We start from the raw sequence: 16,665 nt of genomic DNA on the forward strand, positions 1-16,665 counted from the left end.
TTAATCTTTTAAATTCAGTACAAGTCGAGCTTGTTGAATATCGAAATTTTGTTCTGCTTTTATATACATAACTTGTTCATTGGGAACTACTGTTATATCAACCAAGCCATTTAGTGTTGATAGCTGTTGTAAAGTCAGATCTGTTGTTGGTTCATTTGTTTTAAGTGTATACCTTTTTAGCCTTTCAGTCGCGTTGATCCCTTTGATCAAAAGCAACCATACACAACATAAAACACTTGCCAGAATAAATACCCATTGAGTGCCTAATAACTCGCCAATACTGCCTGATAACACGCCGCCAATAAATGCACCAAAAAATTGAAAGCTAGCATATACACCCATAGCTGAGCCTTTTTTCCCCGCTGGGGCGATATTTGAAACCATGGCTGGAAAATTGGCTTCGAGATAATTGAAACAGGTGAAAAACAAGCTAACCAACAGCATTAAATAAATAATCGAATGTTGGCCGAAAATTAACAGTGTAAATACTATCGCCATGCCTGCGACACTGAATTGCATGACGGCCTGTTTACGCTTTGCCGCGAGAGCCATGAGCCCAATAAGACCAACAACCGAAGCAACTAATACTATTGAGTACACTTCCCAATGCGTGGCAAGTGGCCAATTTAAATCGACCAAAAATACTGGGATTTGTACAAATAACAGAGTGATCAGCATATGCAATAACAACACACTGATATTAAGTCGTATTAATTGTGGATGGGTAAATAGTTTTTTTAGATCTTCGTAAATTGGCAGGGTGTCGCCCTTAGGCGCAATATTTTTTGCATTAGGTACAACAAACAACACTAAAAATACACATAGGCTTGCCAACACACCCGTCATCAAGAATATACCACTTAAGCCAAATTTACTGGCAATAATTGGGCCTAAAAGTAATGCTAGGTAAAATGAGAAACCAATCGAAATCCCTATTATCGCCATCACTTTTGGTCGTTGGTTCTCGCGACTTAAATCACCGGCCAAGGCCATTATTGCGCCAGCAATAGCCCCCGCTCCTTGCAGAAAACGTCCGATTACAACCCAAAATAAAGTATCTGCCGTTGCTGCCACAATGCTACCAATAGCAAAAATGACTAAGCCGCCCGCTATAACAGGTTTACGGCCAATTTTATCGGATAACACACCCATGGGAATTTGTAATAAGGCTTGGGTTAATCCATACCCACCTATGGCCAAACCCACTAAAAAAGCTGAATAATCGGGATATTCTTTGGCGCTGATGGCTATGACTGGCATTACCATAAATAAGCCAAGCATGCGTAATACATACACAAAGGCAAGAGAGAAAGCGCTGCGAAGTTCGGTGGAATTCAAGGTTTAATCTATTATCAAAAAAATCTAAAAGGTGGATGTCAAAATAGCCGACTAGTCTAGCATAGATTCTTTTTTGACAAACAATTTAAACAACATTTTTGATTAGTTGTATTATGCCTACTAAAAGATAATCTGAGTTGCCGTAGAGCTGGTTTCAAGAGTGTGTAATACTTCTTCTTTTGTATGTGATAAAAGTTAAAAATGGATAGAATTGAAGTACGCGGTGCTCGAACCCACAATCTAAAAAACATCAATCTAGATATTCCCAGAGACAAATTAACTGTTATCACAGGTTTGTCTGGTTCGGGTAAGTCTTCTTTGGCTTTCGATACCTTGTATGCCGAAGGGCAAAGGCGTTATGTCGAATCCTTGTCGGCCTATGCGAGACAATTTTTATCTATGATGGAAAAACCTGATGTGGACCACATTGAAGGTTTATCGCCAGCTATTTCTATCGAGCAAAAATCCACGTCCCACAATCCCCGCTCTACTGTGGGGACCATTACCGAAATTTATGATTATTTGCGATTATTATATGCAAGGGTAGGTGAGCCACGTTGTCCTGAGCATCATGTTCCATTAGATGCACAAACCATTAGTCAAATGGTTGACCGCGTATTGGATATGCCAGCCGATATTAAACTGATGTTACTTGCTCCCGTCATTCAAGATCGCAAAGGGGAACACCTTAAAACACTTGAAAACCTGGCGGCACAAGGCTTCATTCGAGCAAGAATAGACGGCAATGTTTGTGATTTGTCGGATCCTCCTGAATTAGATTTACACAAAAAACACACTATTGATGTGGTTATCGACCGTTTTAAGGTACGTGAAGATTTAAAACTTCGGTTGGCGGAATCTTTCGAAACCGCCTTAAATTTATCAGGCGGTACCGCAACAGTGGCTTTTATGGACGAGCCAGACAAACCAGAACTGGTATTTTCTTCTAATTTTGCTTGCCCTCATTGTGGTTATAGCATGGCTGAGTTAGAGCCTAGGCTGTTTTCCTTTAATAACCCTGCCGGAGCTTGCCAAAGTTGTGATGGTTTGGGGACTCGGCAGTTTTTTGACCCGCATCGCATAATCGCTAATGAAGAAATTAGCTTGTCTGGCGGGGCTATTCGAGGCTGGGACAAACGCAGTTACTATTATTTTCAGATGTTGCAAGCAGTGGCGGAACACTACAAATTTGATTTGACTGTGCCTTTTGCAGAGCTAGATGAAAAAGCCAGAGATACAGTGTTATACGGTAGTAAAGGCACCTCGTTGAAATTTAAATATATCAACGATCGTGGCGACATTATGGAGCGTAAACATCCCTTCGAAGGGATCATTCCCAATATGGAGCGACGCTACAAAGAAACTGAATCTAATGCAGTCAGGGATGAACTTTCAAAATATTTAAGTCAGCAACATTGCTCTAGTTGCTCAGGTACTCGCTTGAGATTAGAAGCCAGAAACGTATTTGTAGGCGAAACGCCACTAAATATTATTACTGATATGTCGATTGCCGATGCATTGGCATTTTTCAGTAACTTGAAGTTAACGGGCAAAAGATTAAAAATTGCAGAAAAAATATTTAAAGAAATTAATGATAGGTTAACGTTTTTGGTTAATGTAGGCCTAAATTACTTATCTCTTTCACGCAGTGCCGATACCTTGTCGGGGGGAGAAGCTCAACGAATTAGGTTGGCGAGTCAAATAGGGGCGGGATTAGTCGGGGTGATGTACGTGCTTGATGAACCTTCTATTGGATTGCATCAGCGAGATAATGAAAGGTTACTTGAGACTCTTGTTCATCTTCGTGACTTAGGTAATACAGTCATAGTGGTTGAGCATGATGAAGATGCGATTCGCGCTGCGGATTTTGTTTTAGATATTGGCCCTGGCGCAGGTGTACATGGCGGCGAAGTTGTTGCTCAAGGTACTATCGAAGATATAAAAAACAGTGAGCGCTCGCTTACTGGTAAATACCTATCTGGTAAAGAAAGAATTGAAGTTCCAGAGAAACGCACTGAGATTGATCAAGATAAATGGGTAGTACTCACTGGCGCTACCGGCAATAACTTGCAAGATGTGACCTTTAAAGCGCCACTTGGATTAATGACCTGTGTAACTGGAGTTTCTGGATCAGGTAAATCCACTTTAATAAACGATACTTTTTATCGTATTGCTCATAGAGAATTAAACGGTGCTACCACAGGTGAGCCTGCCCCTTATAAAACCATTACCGGTATGGAGTTTATGGACAAGGTAGTGGACATTGACCAAAGTCCTATTGGGCGTACTCCACGCTCTAACCCTGCGACTTACGCGGGGATTTTTACACCGGTGCGTGAATTATTTGCTGGTACCCAAGAAGCTAGGTCTCGAGGCTATAAACCCGGGCGGTTTAGCTTCAATGTCAAAGGTGGACGCTGTGAAGCATGCCAAGGTGATGGCGTGATCAAAGTCGAGATGCACTTTTTACCGGATGTATATGTGCCTTGTGATATATGTAAAGGCAAACGTTATAACCGAGAAACCTTAGAGATTCAGTATAAAGGTCTGAATATTCATCAGGTATTAGATATGACGGTAGAAGAAGCCCGCCCATTCTTTGATGTTATCCCTGCTATTGCCCGCAAGCTACAAACCTTGATGGATGTTGGGCTGTCTTATGTACGCTTGGGGCAAGCGGCAACGACCTTGTCGGGTGGTGAAGCTCAACGGGTTAAATTAGCGAAAGAATTGTCGAAGCGCGATACAGGGCAAACCTTGTATATATTAGATGAACCTACAACAGGTCTGCACTTCCATGATATTAAACAGTTGTTGGAGGTGCTGCATAGATTACGTGACCATGGCAATACTGTTGTTGTGATTGAACATAATTTGGATGTGATAAAAACGGCAGATTGGGTAGTAGATCTTGGGCCTGAAGGCGGTTCGGGTGGAGGCCAAATCGTTGCACAAGGCACCCCTGAAGATATTTGTAATGTGGCAGAATCTCACACTGCACGCTTCCTTAAACCCTTATTACTAAATTAGTTGCTTTGAAATATGTTTAGTGAAGAATTTAATGTACGTTTTTACGAAACAGATGCTTTAGCCCACGTAAGTAATACTGTGCTGGTGGGGTGGTTTGAAAGTGCTCGTGAGCCTATTTTTAAACTATTTAACCCTGAATTGGATCTGCAAAACTGGCCGCTTATTTTGGCCAGTTATAAAGTCGATTTTTTAGAGCAGATTTATTATGGTCATAAAGTACAAGTGAGAACTTACATTAGCCGCATAGGGACGAGTTCATTTGATGTATACCAAGAGTTGTGGCAGCAGCAAATTAAGTGTGTAACTGGCACAACCACTTTAGTGCATTTTGATTTTAAAACGAAACAATCTGTAGCGATAAGGGATGACATAAAAGACATTCTTTTAGAGAATTTTTACCCTCTTAATTAATAGCCAAAAAAAACCGCTGAAGCGGTTTTTTTTGGCTATTAATTAAAACATTACACCTTAAATTGTTTTGCTATGCCTTCTAAATGCTGCGCCAATTTTGCCAGTTCTGAACTGACCGATGCTAGCTCTCTGGAACTGGTGGCTGTTTCTTCAGTGCGACTATGAATTTCATCAACACTACTGCTGATGGTTTTGGCTACGTTCTGTTGTTCTCCGGTAGATCGAGCGATTTGATCATTCATATCGGTAATACGATTAATTGTATCAGTAATAACCGATAAACTTGCGCCAGCTTTATTGGCGGTTTCTACACTGTTCCCAGCCTGTTCTGTGCCTTTCGCCATAACACTAACAGCAGAACGGGCGGCATTTTGTAGTTGTTCAATGGTCTGCTGAATTTGCTCTGTAGATTGCTGAGTTCTTGACGCTAATGTGCGCACTTCATCTGCGACTACTGCAAATCCACGGCCCTGTTCACCTGCCCTTGCCGCTTCGATTGCTGCATTAAGCGCTAGTAGATTGGTCTGTTCTGCAATACCTTTTATCACATCAAGTACCACTCCTACTTGAATGGAATCGGATTCTAACTTCCTGATGACTTCTGCCGTGTCTTCTACGTTAGCTGCCAACTCTTGAATACTGAGCACAGTGTCATTAACTACGGCCTGTCCATCACTCGCTGCTATAGATGCATCACTGGCAGCATTTGCTGCTTCTGCGGCGCTCTCAGCAACCGCAACGACGCTGTGACTCATTTCATCTACCGCATTTTTTGCTTGCCCAGCAGAACGTTGTTGGACATCTATGGTTTTATTGGTGTCATCAGTCAATTGATTCAAATTTTGAGCTAATTTTGACAAAGGTAAGGAGGCATTAACAATGTCTTTCACGACGCCTTGAAGTTTTTCCATAAACTCATTAAACCAATGCACTAAATCACCAATTTCATCTTGGTTTTTTGACTTGATTCTTACCGTTAAATCTCCGTCTTCTTGGGCTATATCTTTAAGAGAATTAACTACCTGGACAATACTGCCTTTGATGCCATTAACAATAGGAACCGCTGTAGCAAATAATAAAATGATAGTTAACAAGGCCATGGCCCCACCAATTAAAATAGTCGCACGGCCACTGTCACTTGCTTCTTGTATATCCGTTTGGAAGGCTTTAGTGCGCACATCTTTAAAATTAGTTAGGTTTTTAAAGGCGTTGTCATAGTTGTTGTTCATGGTAGTAGACAGTTCGCCCAACTTTGCATAGTCAGCGGTACCATCGATCATTGATTTAGACACGTTAAATGCGAGTTTGTAGTAGTCATTAAAGGATTTCAAAATGCCATTTATATCAGTGCTGAGTTTGGGATCAATAGTCTTAATATTTTGCAATAAATTTTGAGTATCTTTGGCGTAATTTTGGGCATTCTCTAAGGATTCATCATCACCTGTGGTGACAGCACTGCTTAAGGTTTCTTTAACCTTTTCCATTTTAACCAATGCATTTTTGGTGACGTCTAAGGCTGGATATTGCACATCAATGACGTTTTTTAACAAATCGACGTTTTTTAAGGCTGTGGAGGTAGTAATACCTAAATATAATAAAAACCCTACAGTTCCAATGATTGGAATAAGAAACAATTTTTGCGCAATAGACATTTTTGTCAAAAAATTCATCAAATCACCTTTATATTGTGTCTGCGACTCAGCATTGTGAGTGTGTCAGTCACTTATTAAAAATCATCTCTAAAATTCAGTATAGACAAATTATTGTTCAACAAAAGTTTCTTATGATTGACTACTTATACAATATTTTTCTATCCATCATATGGACTTACATTGATGCCTACTAGAGAATATCCCACTGTTGCTATGTCACCTTCCCACCCTTGAGTGTTTAATATACCTGTCACCCAAACGGCATCGTTTAGATTATCTATCGGCACAGCTTCAGAAAACTTCACATAAACGATTTGGTTGGCAGGAGGGGGCGGCACATGAATACAGGCGCCAAAATAAGGTACTAATAAAAATTCACTGGTGTTGATATTGTCGCCTTCCAAAGGAACAACAAAGCCCGGTATTTTTACCAATTTGCCATTTAGACTTTCGACTATAGGGGCATCAACTCCCATTTGCATCATACTGCCATCGTGGCTCAAGGGCGTGTCGGGCGTTTGATAATCTGCTGGCACCATGTCCTCCCAAAAAAGTTCGAGTGGTTCTTTAGCAAAGGTCACCTGATTCAACAAAGTGACTATTAAACATGTTGCCTGGATAATTTTCATCATGAGTGTTTATTGGCCTGTATTTGATTTGCCCAAAAAAAGGGATTTTTGATAACTTCATTACCTAGACTTGGGGTGTTGGGAATATTCAGCGCTAAACATAAAGAGCAAAGCGCAAAACCCGCACCTATATAAAAGACTAGGCTAGGTGAACTTAACCACACCATACCGAGTAATGCTGGGATCACAACCGCTGCAATGTGATTGATTGTAAAGCTGACGCCAGCGGTGGAGGCAAAGTCTTTTTGATCGGCGATTTTTTGGAAGTAAGTCTTCACTGCGATGGCCATTGCAAAAAACAGGTGATCTATTATATATAAACCCGCTGCCATACGGCTATCGTCTACTAAGGCATAACTAATAAAGACCACAAGTAAACCAAGATACTCTATGGTTAATGCGCGGCGCTCTCCAATCTTACTGATCCATTTTCCAATTTTCGGCGCAAACAGTAGGTTAAATACATAATTGATAATAAAAAGTAGACTTACATCACCCACAGAATAGCCAAATTTTTCAACCATCATAAAGGAAGCAAATACCATAAATATTTGTCTCCTCGCTCCACTGAAAAATACTAAGGCGTAATATAGCCAATAACGCCTCCGTAAGAACATATGCTTATGTTGAATTGAGCCATGGGAAAAGGTGTCGAAACTCGCCCACATCACACATACAATCAGTAGGCCAATCCCTCCAGCCAACATATACATGGTGGTATAAGCCACATTAAACCCTTCCATTAGAACCCAAATAGAGGCATAAGCTAATAAAGAAGCGAAGCTCTTAACAGCCAATTGTTTTCCCATAAAGTGTGCAGTTTTGTCTTTATGCAACCACTGTAAAGTTAACGATTGATTGATGGTTTCGAAATAATGAAAGCCAATTGACATAAGCACAGTGGTGCAATAAAGCCCTATTTCAAAGGGCAGCCAGCCGGTGACCGCCACACCAATACACATTACCGCAAGTGCGAGTAAGGCAAGAGTCTGTTCTTTTATCACCAATAATAAAAATACAGCGGTAAAGGCTAAGAACCCGGGGACTTCTCGCAAGCTTTGCAACATGCCGATCTCTGCGCCGCTGAACTGGGCTTTTTCTACAACAAAGTTGTTGAGTAAGGCATTCCACACTGAAAAAACCAATGGCATAACAAAGGCCATAACGAGTAATAGGAATTGTGGGTTTTTGCGTATTTCAGAGCGTTTGGGTAAGGAAAAAAAATGCACAATAGTTTGACCTAAATAACGATTGATTTTAATTGTCGCATACTATTTTTTATTCACACAAATAAAAAAGCCGGTTAAAGGAACCGGCTTAGACAACACATATAATTTTCAAATAAAATTAGAATGCCGGTTTATCTATGGCTGCTTCATACAACTTCACGCTGTTTACGAGCTCTGCTTTAGCAGCTGCAGCGTCTTCCCAACCATCAATTTTCACCCATTTGTTCGGCTCTAAATCTTTGTAATGCTCAAAGAAATGCTGAATTTGATGCTTAGTTAACTCAGGAATTTGATCAATATCAGTAATGCCACGATAAATTGTTGATAACTTATCAGCTGGTACAGCAAGAATTTTTGCATCTATACCTGATTCGTCAGTCATTTTTAATACACCTACTGGACGACAACGAATAACTGAGCCAGCCAAAAGTGGGAAAGGTGTAATCACTAATACGTCTGCTGGGTCGCCATCTTCAGACAAAGTGTGTGGGACATAACCATAGTTAGTAGGGTAGTGCATACAAGTTGCCATAAAACGGTCAACAAATATCGCACCTGATTCTTTGTCTACTTCATATTTGACAGGATCAGAGTGTGCAGGAATTTCAATTATTACATTAATTTCGTCTGGCAAATTTTTACCAGCTGATACAGCATTGAGGCTCATAGTATTACCTAAAATTGTTGAATTTTAATGAGCAATATTATAAAGCTTAGAGACACAAGATGAAACTCAACAAAGTAATTAAAACGTCGCCTAAGCACAAATATTGATTAAAACTTGAACTAAAGACAATTATCTCGTTATAGTTGTAATGCAAATGTAAATAAATTGTAAATAAAACAATAAAATAGCCATTTACTCATGATTGAAGTAGGCAATGAGAGATTGGCGTAAATGTATTGCAAAGTGAAGCCATTTTTAGCGTTGCTCACTATGGTTTACTTTGTTTCATAGTTACATTAACTCTGGGAACCTTTATGACTGAACTATTCTACTTGCCACCTATCTTGGGATTTGCTGGCCTACTCTGTGCTTTTGTAATTTACCTCATTATTAAAAAATCTCCTGTTTCCAATCCAGCGATTGCAAAGATTGGGGAAGCCATTCATTCCGGTGCTATGGTGTTTATGCATCGTGAGTACAAAATGTTGTTTCTTTTTGCCTTGGTGGTAGGAATTGCTTTGTATTTTTCTTTGGGTCAATACACCACTATCGCTTTTGTAGCTGGCGCATTGTGTTCTGCTTTTGCAGGTTACATGGGGATGTTTACTGCTACTAAGGCTAATGTGCGTACTACCCAAGCCGCCCATGATGAGGGGCCTGCCGCGGCTCTGACTATTGCCTTTATGGGGGGCTCAGTTATGGGACTTTGTGTGGCATCTATGGGGCTTTTAGGATTAGGGGCGCTTTATTGGTTTTTTGGCGGCGATCCTGATACTGCCCACGTAATCCATGGGTTTGGTATGGGCGCGTCAATCGTTGCTCTATTTTCACGTGTTGGGGGCGGTATTTTTACTAAAAGTGCTGATGTAGGTGCTGACTTAGTAGGAAAAATTGAAGCAGGTATTCCTGAGGACGACCCACGTAACCCTGGTGTTATTGCTGATAATGTTGGCGACAACGTGGGAGATGTAGCGGGCATGGGGTCAGATATTTTTGAGTCTTACTGTGGCGCAATGATTGCTACAATTGCTATCGCTTCTACTATGGTTGTGGGTGTATTAGGAAGCCGTGAGTCTTTAATGTTCTTGCCCTTAGCATTGGCTTCAACTGGTTTATTGTGTTCAGTAGCAGGCATCGTAATGGTGAAATTGCTGTCGGCCAGTAAACCAGAAGTGGCTTTGCGCGCTGGAACTATGTCAGCGGCAGTGATTTTTATTGTTGCGGCATATTTTGTGGTGGCCAAACTAGGTGTCAATGACAATGTTTGGTGGTCGGTAGTTGCTGGTGCAGTAGGTGGTATTATTATTGGCTTAGTGACTGAATATTACACCGCCTCAACACCGGTACGTAAGATAGCTGAATCAGGGGAAACTGGCGCCGCAACTGTTATGATTACTGGCTTGGCGGTAGGTATGCAATCAGTCGTTGTTCCAGTACTGACCATTTGTGGGATTATTTTTGCCTCTACTCAATTGTCAGGGTTATATGGTGTAGGTATTGCCGCAGTAGGCATGTTAGCAACTGTGGGTATAACTATGGCAATTGATGCATATGGTCCGGTGGCTGACAATGCAGGCGGCATTGCGGAAATGGCAGGGTTAGGAGAAGAGACCCGTGCCATAACTGATTCCCTCGATGAACTAGGGAATACCACTGCGGCTATTGGTAAAGGTTTTGCTATAGGTGCAGCGGCCCTTGCTGCTCTTGCTATCATTGCTGCCTTTATAGAAACCTTAGTGAATAAATACCCCGACTTTACCCTGAACTTGGGTAATCCTATGGTGCTGATTGGACTCTTTATTGGTGGATTACTGCCCTTCTTAATTGCATCCATCACTATGACCGCTGTGGGGGATGCCGCTTTTGAAATGATCCATGAAATTCGTCGGCAGTTCAGAGAAATAGAGGGATTAATGGAAGGTACGGCCGATCCTGATAATGCTCGCTGTATTGATATTGCAACTCAAGCGGCACTGAAAAAAATGATTTTACCAGGTGTGATAGCGGTAGGGGTGCCACCTTTAATAGGGTTTGGTTTAGGAGCCTATGCCTTAGGTGGTATGTTAGGAGGCGCACTTTTGGGCTGTGTGTTACTTGCTCTTATGATGGCTAATGCTGGTGGTGCCTGGGACAATGCTAAAAAGTATGTAGAAAAAGGTAACTTAGGTGGAAAAGGTTCTGATACTCATGCTGCAGTGGTTGTGGGAGATACAGTTGGTGACCCCTTTAAAGATACATCTGGTCCATCTATGAATATTTTAATTAATGTCATGGCGATAGTGAGTTTGGTTATTGCCCCCCTCTTATAAGTTTAGTCACACATTAAAAAAGCCTCATCTGAGGCTTTTTTAATTCGTTTATTTACAACTTAATATTATGTTATTTGTTGTAGCTTAGACAGGTTTCTATTTCTTCTTTCGAGCCAATTAAAACCGGTACACGTTGATGGATTTCAGTTGGCATTACTTCCATAATACGACCTGTGCCCGTTTCGGCTAATCCTCCAGCTTGTTCTACTAGGAAAGCCATAGGATTGGCTTCATATAATAAGCGTAATTTACCGGCTTTCTCAGGGTCGCGTTTGTCGTAGGGGTACATAAAAATTCCACCACGACATAATACTCTGTGGATATCACCTACCATTGCCGCTACCCAACGCATGTTGAAGTCCTTTTCTCGGGGACCTTCTGTGCCTGCTAATAAATCACTTACATAGGCTTGAATAGGCGCTTCCCAATGGCGTTGATTGGAGGCATTGATTGAGAACTCAGACGTTTGCTCAGGCACTTTGACATTGGGCGTGGTTAATAAGAAACCGCCGTGAGTTTTATCTAGGGTGTAAAGGTGTGTACCACGACCAGTTGTTAAGGCGAGCATCGCAGATGGGCCATATAACACATAACCTGCAGCAACACTTTGTGTGCCGGGCTGTAAGAATGCTGAAGGATCATCTGCATCCATCCATTGTGGTGCGTGTGTAATTGAAAATATGGTGCCAATTAAGCTATTGATGTCGGTGTTAGATGAACCGTCTAGTGGATCAAAACTGACTAAATATTTGCCTTCCGGATTACAAGGTACAACGTTGTCTTCTTCCTCTGAAGAAATGGCTTTGACATAACCTGATTCACTCAGAATGTCTTTTAGAATTTGGTTAGAAATGACGTCTAACTTCTTTTGTCTTTCTCCTTGAACATTGTCACTTAATGTTGAACCTAATACTCCGGCTAGAGATCCTTGACTGACCCTAAATGCGATTTCTTTACAGCCTGCTAATAATGTTCTCAATAGCAGGATTAGCTCCATAGGTGCGCCATCTTCTTGAAGTTGCGAGTTAAGTCTTTTCATTATGTATAAATACCTTTTAGTTGTAGGGTCTTGAATTTGTATACAAGGGCAGCAAGATTTTTATTATTGTAAACACTGCTGAAACAATTATACCTCCAAAAACTTAGAAACTCAGTAACCTAAACGTATTCTTTATAACCAATCCCCACTGGGCTTCGAAATAGAGTCATAGAAACGACGTAATTTTTTACATTGTTGATTGGGTTAGGGTTATTTGTTCTGGTAGTCTATCGTCCTTAGACATTTTAAATGGCAATCTATGCATCTACATATTTTAGGTATCTGTGGCACTTTTATGGGGGGCATTGCCGCTATTGCTAAGGAGCTAGGACATAAAGTCACCGGCTCTGACAGCAATGTATACCCACCTATGAGCACACAATTAGAGTCTTTAGGTATTGAGTTATTTGAAGGTTACGATACAAAACAATTTAAAAATGAACCAGATATAGTGGTGATAGGCAATGCGCTATCCCGTGGAAATGAGGCGGTTGAATATGTATTGGAACGAAACCTGCCTTACACCAGTGGCCCGCAATGGTTGCTAGAAAACGTACTAAAAGATCGCTGGGTAATAGCTGTGTCAGGAACCCACGGTAAAACCAGTACTGCTAGTATGGTGGCATGGATTTTAGAGTATGCGGGCTTAAAACCTGGGTTTTTGATCGGTGGTATTCCACAAAATTTTGATGTGTCTGCGCGTTTGGGTGAAAGCCCATTTTTTGTCATTGAAGCAGATGAGTATGACAGTGCTTTTTTTGATAAACGTTCTAAGTTTGTTCACTACCGCCCTCGTACATTAGTGATGAATAACCTTGAATTTGATCATGCAGATATTTTTTCTGATTTAAGTGACATCCAAAAACAATTTAACCATTTATTACGTATGGTACCTAATAACGGTTTAGTGCTTTTACCCAAATCAGACAACAATTTACTCAAAGTACTAGATATGGGGTGTTGGACACCAGTGCAGTTTACTGGTGGTGATTGGCAGGTACAAAACAGTAACCCTGAGGGCAGTGAGTTTGAAGTGTTGTTTAAAGGGCAATCTCAAGGCAAAGTGCATTGGGATTTAATGGGTGAGCATAATGTTAACAATGCATTGATGGCCATCGCAGCTGCAAAACACAGTGGTGTTAAAAGTGAATTAGCCGTTGCCGCACTTGGGCAGTTTGTGAACGTAAAACGTCGCATGGAAATCAAAGCCAAAGTGAATGGTATAACCCTATATGACGATTTTGCACATCACCCTACAGCCATTGCGTTCACTATTGATGGCTTAAGAGCTAAGGTTGGCGATGGCCGTATTTTGGCAGTGTTAGAGCCTCGTTCTAACACTATGAAAATGGGAGTTCACAAGGATACACTGGCTGCTTCATGGTCACAGGCTAACCAGGTATTTATTTTTGAACCTGCCAATTTAAGTTGGTCGATGGATGATTTACTGGCACAGAGTGACGTAACCGCGATGTTATATAAAGACATGCAATTATTGGTCAAATCTATCGTTTCTTATGCGAAACCCGGAGATCATATTCTGGTTATGAGTAACGGCAGTTTTGGTGGTATCCATGATTTGTTGATTGAAGAATTAGCAAAAATATAAGTAATAGAAGAGCAATAGCATGAAATTTAGAACACTAATAATAGGTACTGTAGCAGCTGCGATGAGTTTTCAAGCATTAAGCTGGGGGCAGGTGGGTCATAGGGTCACTGGGGCGATTGCCGAGCAGTATCTAACGCCGAAAACGCAACTTGCCATTAGCCAATTATTATTCAATGAAGATTTAGCCGAGGCTTCGACTTATGCAGATGAAATGCGTTCTGATCCTAGTGAATTTTGGAAAAAAACCGCTAGCCCTTGGCACTATGTGAATGTGTTTGATGGCAAGGCTTATGCAGATGTCGCCCCGCCACCAGAAGGTAATGCGGTGACTGCTTTGGAAATGTTTACTAAACAACTAAAAAGCAAAAAATCTAGCCTAGCTGAAAAGCAGCTCGCCATCAGGTTTATCGTGCATATTATTGGTGATTTACATCAACCATTTCACGCAGGTAATGGCATCGATAGAGGCGGAAACGATGTAAAATTAACATTCTTTTGGGAAGACTCTAATTTACATCGGGTCTGGGATTCAGGTTTGATTGATAGGCAACAGTTGTCTTATACAGAATGGACACAAATATTAAGTCGTAAAATATCAGAACAACAAGCCAAAGAATGGGGGGAACTGGATCCCAAGGTATGGATAGCTGAAAGTGCTAAGGTACGGGCGACGTTATATCCAGAAACTGATAAATTATCATGGGATTATCAATATCAAAATCTACCTATTGTTAAACAGCGTTTACAAATGGCTGGTGTAAGAATCGCGGCCTATCTAAATGCCATATTTGAATAAATACGCGCTTTAATACTTTGTTTAAAAATACACCTGCATCTTTGCCAAAAATACTCGCAGGCCCTATCGTTCGGCGAGCTAATGCCAAGCAAGTTTGTTTTTGGTTAATAACAGACCAAGCTTATGATTTCTCAGTTAAGTTATTTAGTCAGCAAGGGCAAATAACTTGGTTTGATGCTCAATTAGATCATAAACAATTGAGCCAAGTGCAAGTTGGCACTCACGCTTTTGTGAATCTGATTACACTTGAACCCACAGCAGATATTGAATGTGGCAGTCGAGTAAGTTACGACATCAGCTTGCAAGATCAAAATGGGAATAAAAGTTCTCTATGCGAGTTGCTGCCGTCTTTGCTTTATTCAGGTCAGGCTTTTCCCAGCTTTGTAATCCGCACCCAAATTGGGAAAATGTTACATGGCTCTTGTCGTAAACCTCATCATGATAGTGACGATGGGTTAGTGATTGTAGATCAACAAATTGAGTTAGGGTTATCAGGGCAAAACGAATTGCCAGACTTATTAATGATGTCTGGTGATCAGGTTTATACCGATGATGTTGCAGGGCCTACATTAGTTGTTATTGGGCAAACAATAGAACGATTAGGGCTTTTTCATGAAGAACTTGAAGGGGCAACTATTGATAATAGCCAAGCGCTATTTGAACACCCACATTGTTATTATCAACGTCCTGAATTATTGCCTGATGACCCCAGCACGGCTAATACCTATACCCAGTTTTTTGCAGCTAAGAGAAAACCAATTTTTACATCGGTCAATGCAAGCAATCACTTAATTTCGTTCGCTGAAGTGATGGCTATGTATATTCTGACTTGGTCACCTGAAATGTGGCAATTGGCGAATATCAGTAATGAGGCGATCCCTGAATCTTTTAAACAGAAATTTGCTGAAGAACAAGTCATTGTTGAAAACTTCGTTGCTGGATTAGATAAAGTCAGACGCGCCTTAGCCCATGTGCGGGTGTATATGATTTTTGATGACCATGACGTTACCGATGATTGGAACTTAACCCGTGGCTGGGAGGAAGCTGTATACGGTAACTTGTTTGCCAAACGCATAGTAGGCAACGCATTACTGGGGTATTGGTTATGTCAGGGCTGGGGTAATGACCCCGCAAAGTTACAACCTTTGTTTGAATCCTGTCGTGAATTTTTCACTGCAAGTGGCATTCAACAACATGACATTCTTGTACAGAAAATACTTGAATGGGAACAATGGCACTATTGCTTAAACACTTTACCTAAGCTGGTGGTTTTAGATACACGTACCCAACGCTGGCGTTCCGAATCTAGTTTAAGTAAACCCTCAGGTTTAATGGATTGGGAAGCATTATGTGAATTACAGCAGGAGTTAATTGGTCAAGAATCTGTGATCATGGTGTCCGCAGCACCAATTTTTGGTGTGAAGCTGATCGAAACTATACAGCGTATTTTTACCTTTTTTGGAAAAGCCTTAACTGTTGATGCTGAAAACTGGATGGCCCATAAAGGTACTGCCAGTGTGATGCTCAATATTTTTCGCAATCGCAAAACGCCTCCTAATTTTGTAATTCTGTCGGGAGATGTGCATTATTCTTTTGTGTATGACATTACTTTGAGATTCAGAAATAACAGCCCCAACATCACTCAGATAACCAGTAGCGGGATCAAAAATGAATTTCCCGATAAATTGTTAAAGTGGTTCGATAAACTTAACCGCATTTTATACAGTAAATATTCGCCACTTAATTGGTTCACCCAAAGGCGCAATATGCTAGTTAGACACCGCAGACCTAATGACCACAAATTAACGACACTTTCAAACGGTGCAGGTATTGGTTTACTTAAAATCGATCGAGCTTGCAGTAAAGTTGAAGCGCAGCAGCTCTGCGCTTCAGGTGAGGTAGTAACATTTACTAAGCAAGATTAGGCTTGTTGCTTATAGTTATCCCAAATAATAG

General features: G+C 40.9%; 12 protein-coding genes. 6 read left to right on the forward strand and 6 right to left on the reverse strand.

Annotation, left to right across the window (positions count from 1 at the left end):
* Entirely contained in the window at positions 1–1,338 is a 1,338-nt protein-coding gene (locus tag AAC000_RS05495; protein WP_339720798.1) for an MFS transporter, read from the reverse strand.
* Positions 1,339–1,539: 201 nt separating this feature from the next.
* Here AAC000_RS05495 and uvrA point away from each other — a divergent pair, with 201 nt between their 5' ends.
* Entirely contained in the window at positions 1,540–4,368 is a 2,829-nt protein-coding gene (gene uvrA / locus AAC000_RS05500; protein WP_339720799.1) for an excinuclease ABC subunit UvrA, read from the forward strand.
* A gap of 12 nt (positions 4,369–4,380) precedes the next feature.
* Positions 4,381–4,779 carry a thioesterase family protein gene (locus tag AAC000_RS05505; protein WP_339720800.1) on the forward strand — a complete coding sequence of 133 codons (399 nt, stop codon included), beginning with the start codon at positions 4,381–4,383 and terminating at the stop codon, positions 4,777–4,779.
* A gap of 50 nt (positions 4,780–4,829) precedes the next feature.
* Here the strand turns inward: AAC000_RS05505 and AAC000_RS05510 are convergent, their stop codons facing one another.
* The 4 genes from AAC000_RS05510 to ppa form a co-directional block, all read right to left on the reverse strand.
* Positions 4,830–6,449, reverse strand: a complete 1,620-nt coding sequence (locus tag AAC000_RS05510; protein ID WP_339720801.1) for a methyl-accepting chemotaxis protein — start codon at positions 6,447–6,449, stop codon at positions 4,830–4,832.
* A gap of 140 nt (positions 6,450–6,589) precedes the next feature.
* Positions 6,590–7,063, reverse strand: a complete 474-nt coding sequence (locus tag AAC000_RS05515) for a DUF3299 domain-containing protein (RefSeq protein ID WP_339720803.1) — start codon at positions 7,061–7,063, stop codon at positions 6,590–6,592.
* On the reverse strand, positions 7,060–8,223 hold the full coding sequence (locus AAC000_RS05520) for an MFS transporter (protein WP_339720921.1): 1,164 nt from the start codon (positions 8,221–8,223) through the stop codon (positions 7,060–7,062). The genes AAC000_RS05515 and AAC000_RS05520 overlap by 4 nt, the downstream gene beginning before the upstream one ends.
* Positions 8,224–8,407: 184 nt before the next feature.
* A complete protein-coding gene (ppa, locus tag AAC000_RS05525; RefSeq protein WP_339720804.1) occupies positions 8,408–8,956 on the reverse strand; it encodes an inorganic diphosphatase in 549 nt (182 codons plus the stop codon).
* A gap of 314 nt (positions 8,957–9,270) precedes the next feature.
* Between ppa and AAC000_RS05530 the strand changes: the two genes are divergently transcribed.
* Positions 9,271–11,265, forward strand: a complete 1,995-nt coding sequence (locus AAC000_RS05530) for a sodium-translocating pyrophosphatase (RefSeq protein WP_339720805.1) — start codon at positions 9,271–9,273, stop codon at positions 11,263–11,265.
* Between the two features lie 70 nt (positions 11,266–11,335).
* Here AAC000_RS05530 and AAC000_RS05535 read toward each other — a convergent pair whose 3' ends face one another.
* Positions 11,336–12,304: a class 1 fructose-bisphosphatase gene (locus tag AAC000_RS05535; protein WP_339720806.1), complete on the reverse strand. Its 969-nt coding sequence runs from the start codon at positions 12,302–12,304 to the stop codon at positions 11,336–11,338.
* Between the two features lie 259 nt (positions 12,305–12,563).
* On the opposite strand from AAC000_RS05535, the gene mpl reads away from it, so the two are divergent.
* Genes mpl through AAC000_RS05550 form a run of 3 tightly spaced genes read left to right on the forward strand, consistent with a single transcriptional unit; the run spans position 12,564 to position 16,634 of the window.
* The gene (gene mpl, locus AAC000_RS05540) at positions 12,564–13,913 is read left to right on the forward strand and encodes a UDP-N-acetylmuramate:L-alanyl-gamma-D-glutamyl-meso-diaminopimelate ligase (RefSeq protein WP_339720807.1); all 1,350 of its coding nucleotides are present in this window, start codon (positions 12,564–12,566) and stop codon (positions 13,911–13,913) included.
* A 19-nt stretch (positions 13,914–13,932) separates the two neighbouring features.
* The gene (locus AAC000_RS05545) at positions 13,933–14,709 is read left to right on the forward strand and encodes a S1/P1 nuclease (RefSeq protein ID WP_339720809.1); all 777 of its coding nucleotides are present in this window, start codon (positions 13,933–13,935) and stop codon (positions 14,707–14,709) included.
* A 17-nt stretch (positions 14,710–14,726) separates the two neighbouring features.
* Positions 14,727–16,634, forward strand: coding sequence for an alkaline phosphatase family protein (locus AAC000_RS05550; RefSeq protein WP_339720810.1), 1,908 nt, complete (start codon positions 14,727–14,729; stop codon positions 16,632–16,634).
* The last annotated feature ends 31 nt before the right edge of the window (positions 16,635–16,665 follow it).

The sequence above is a fragment of the uncultured Paraglaciecola sp. genome, assembly GCF_963977085.1.
Classification (GTDB): domain Bacteria; phylum Pseudomonadota; class Gammaproteobacteria; order Enterobacterales; family Alteromonadaceae; genus Paraglaciecola.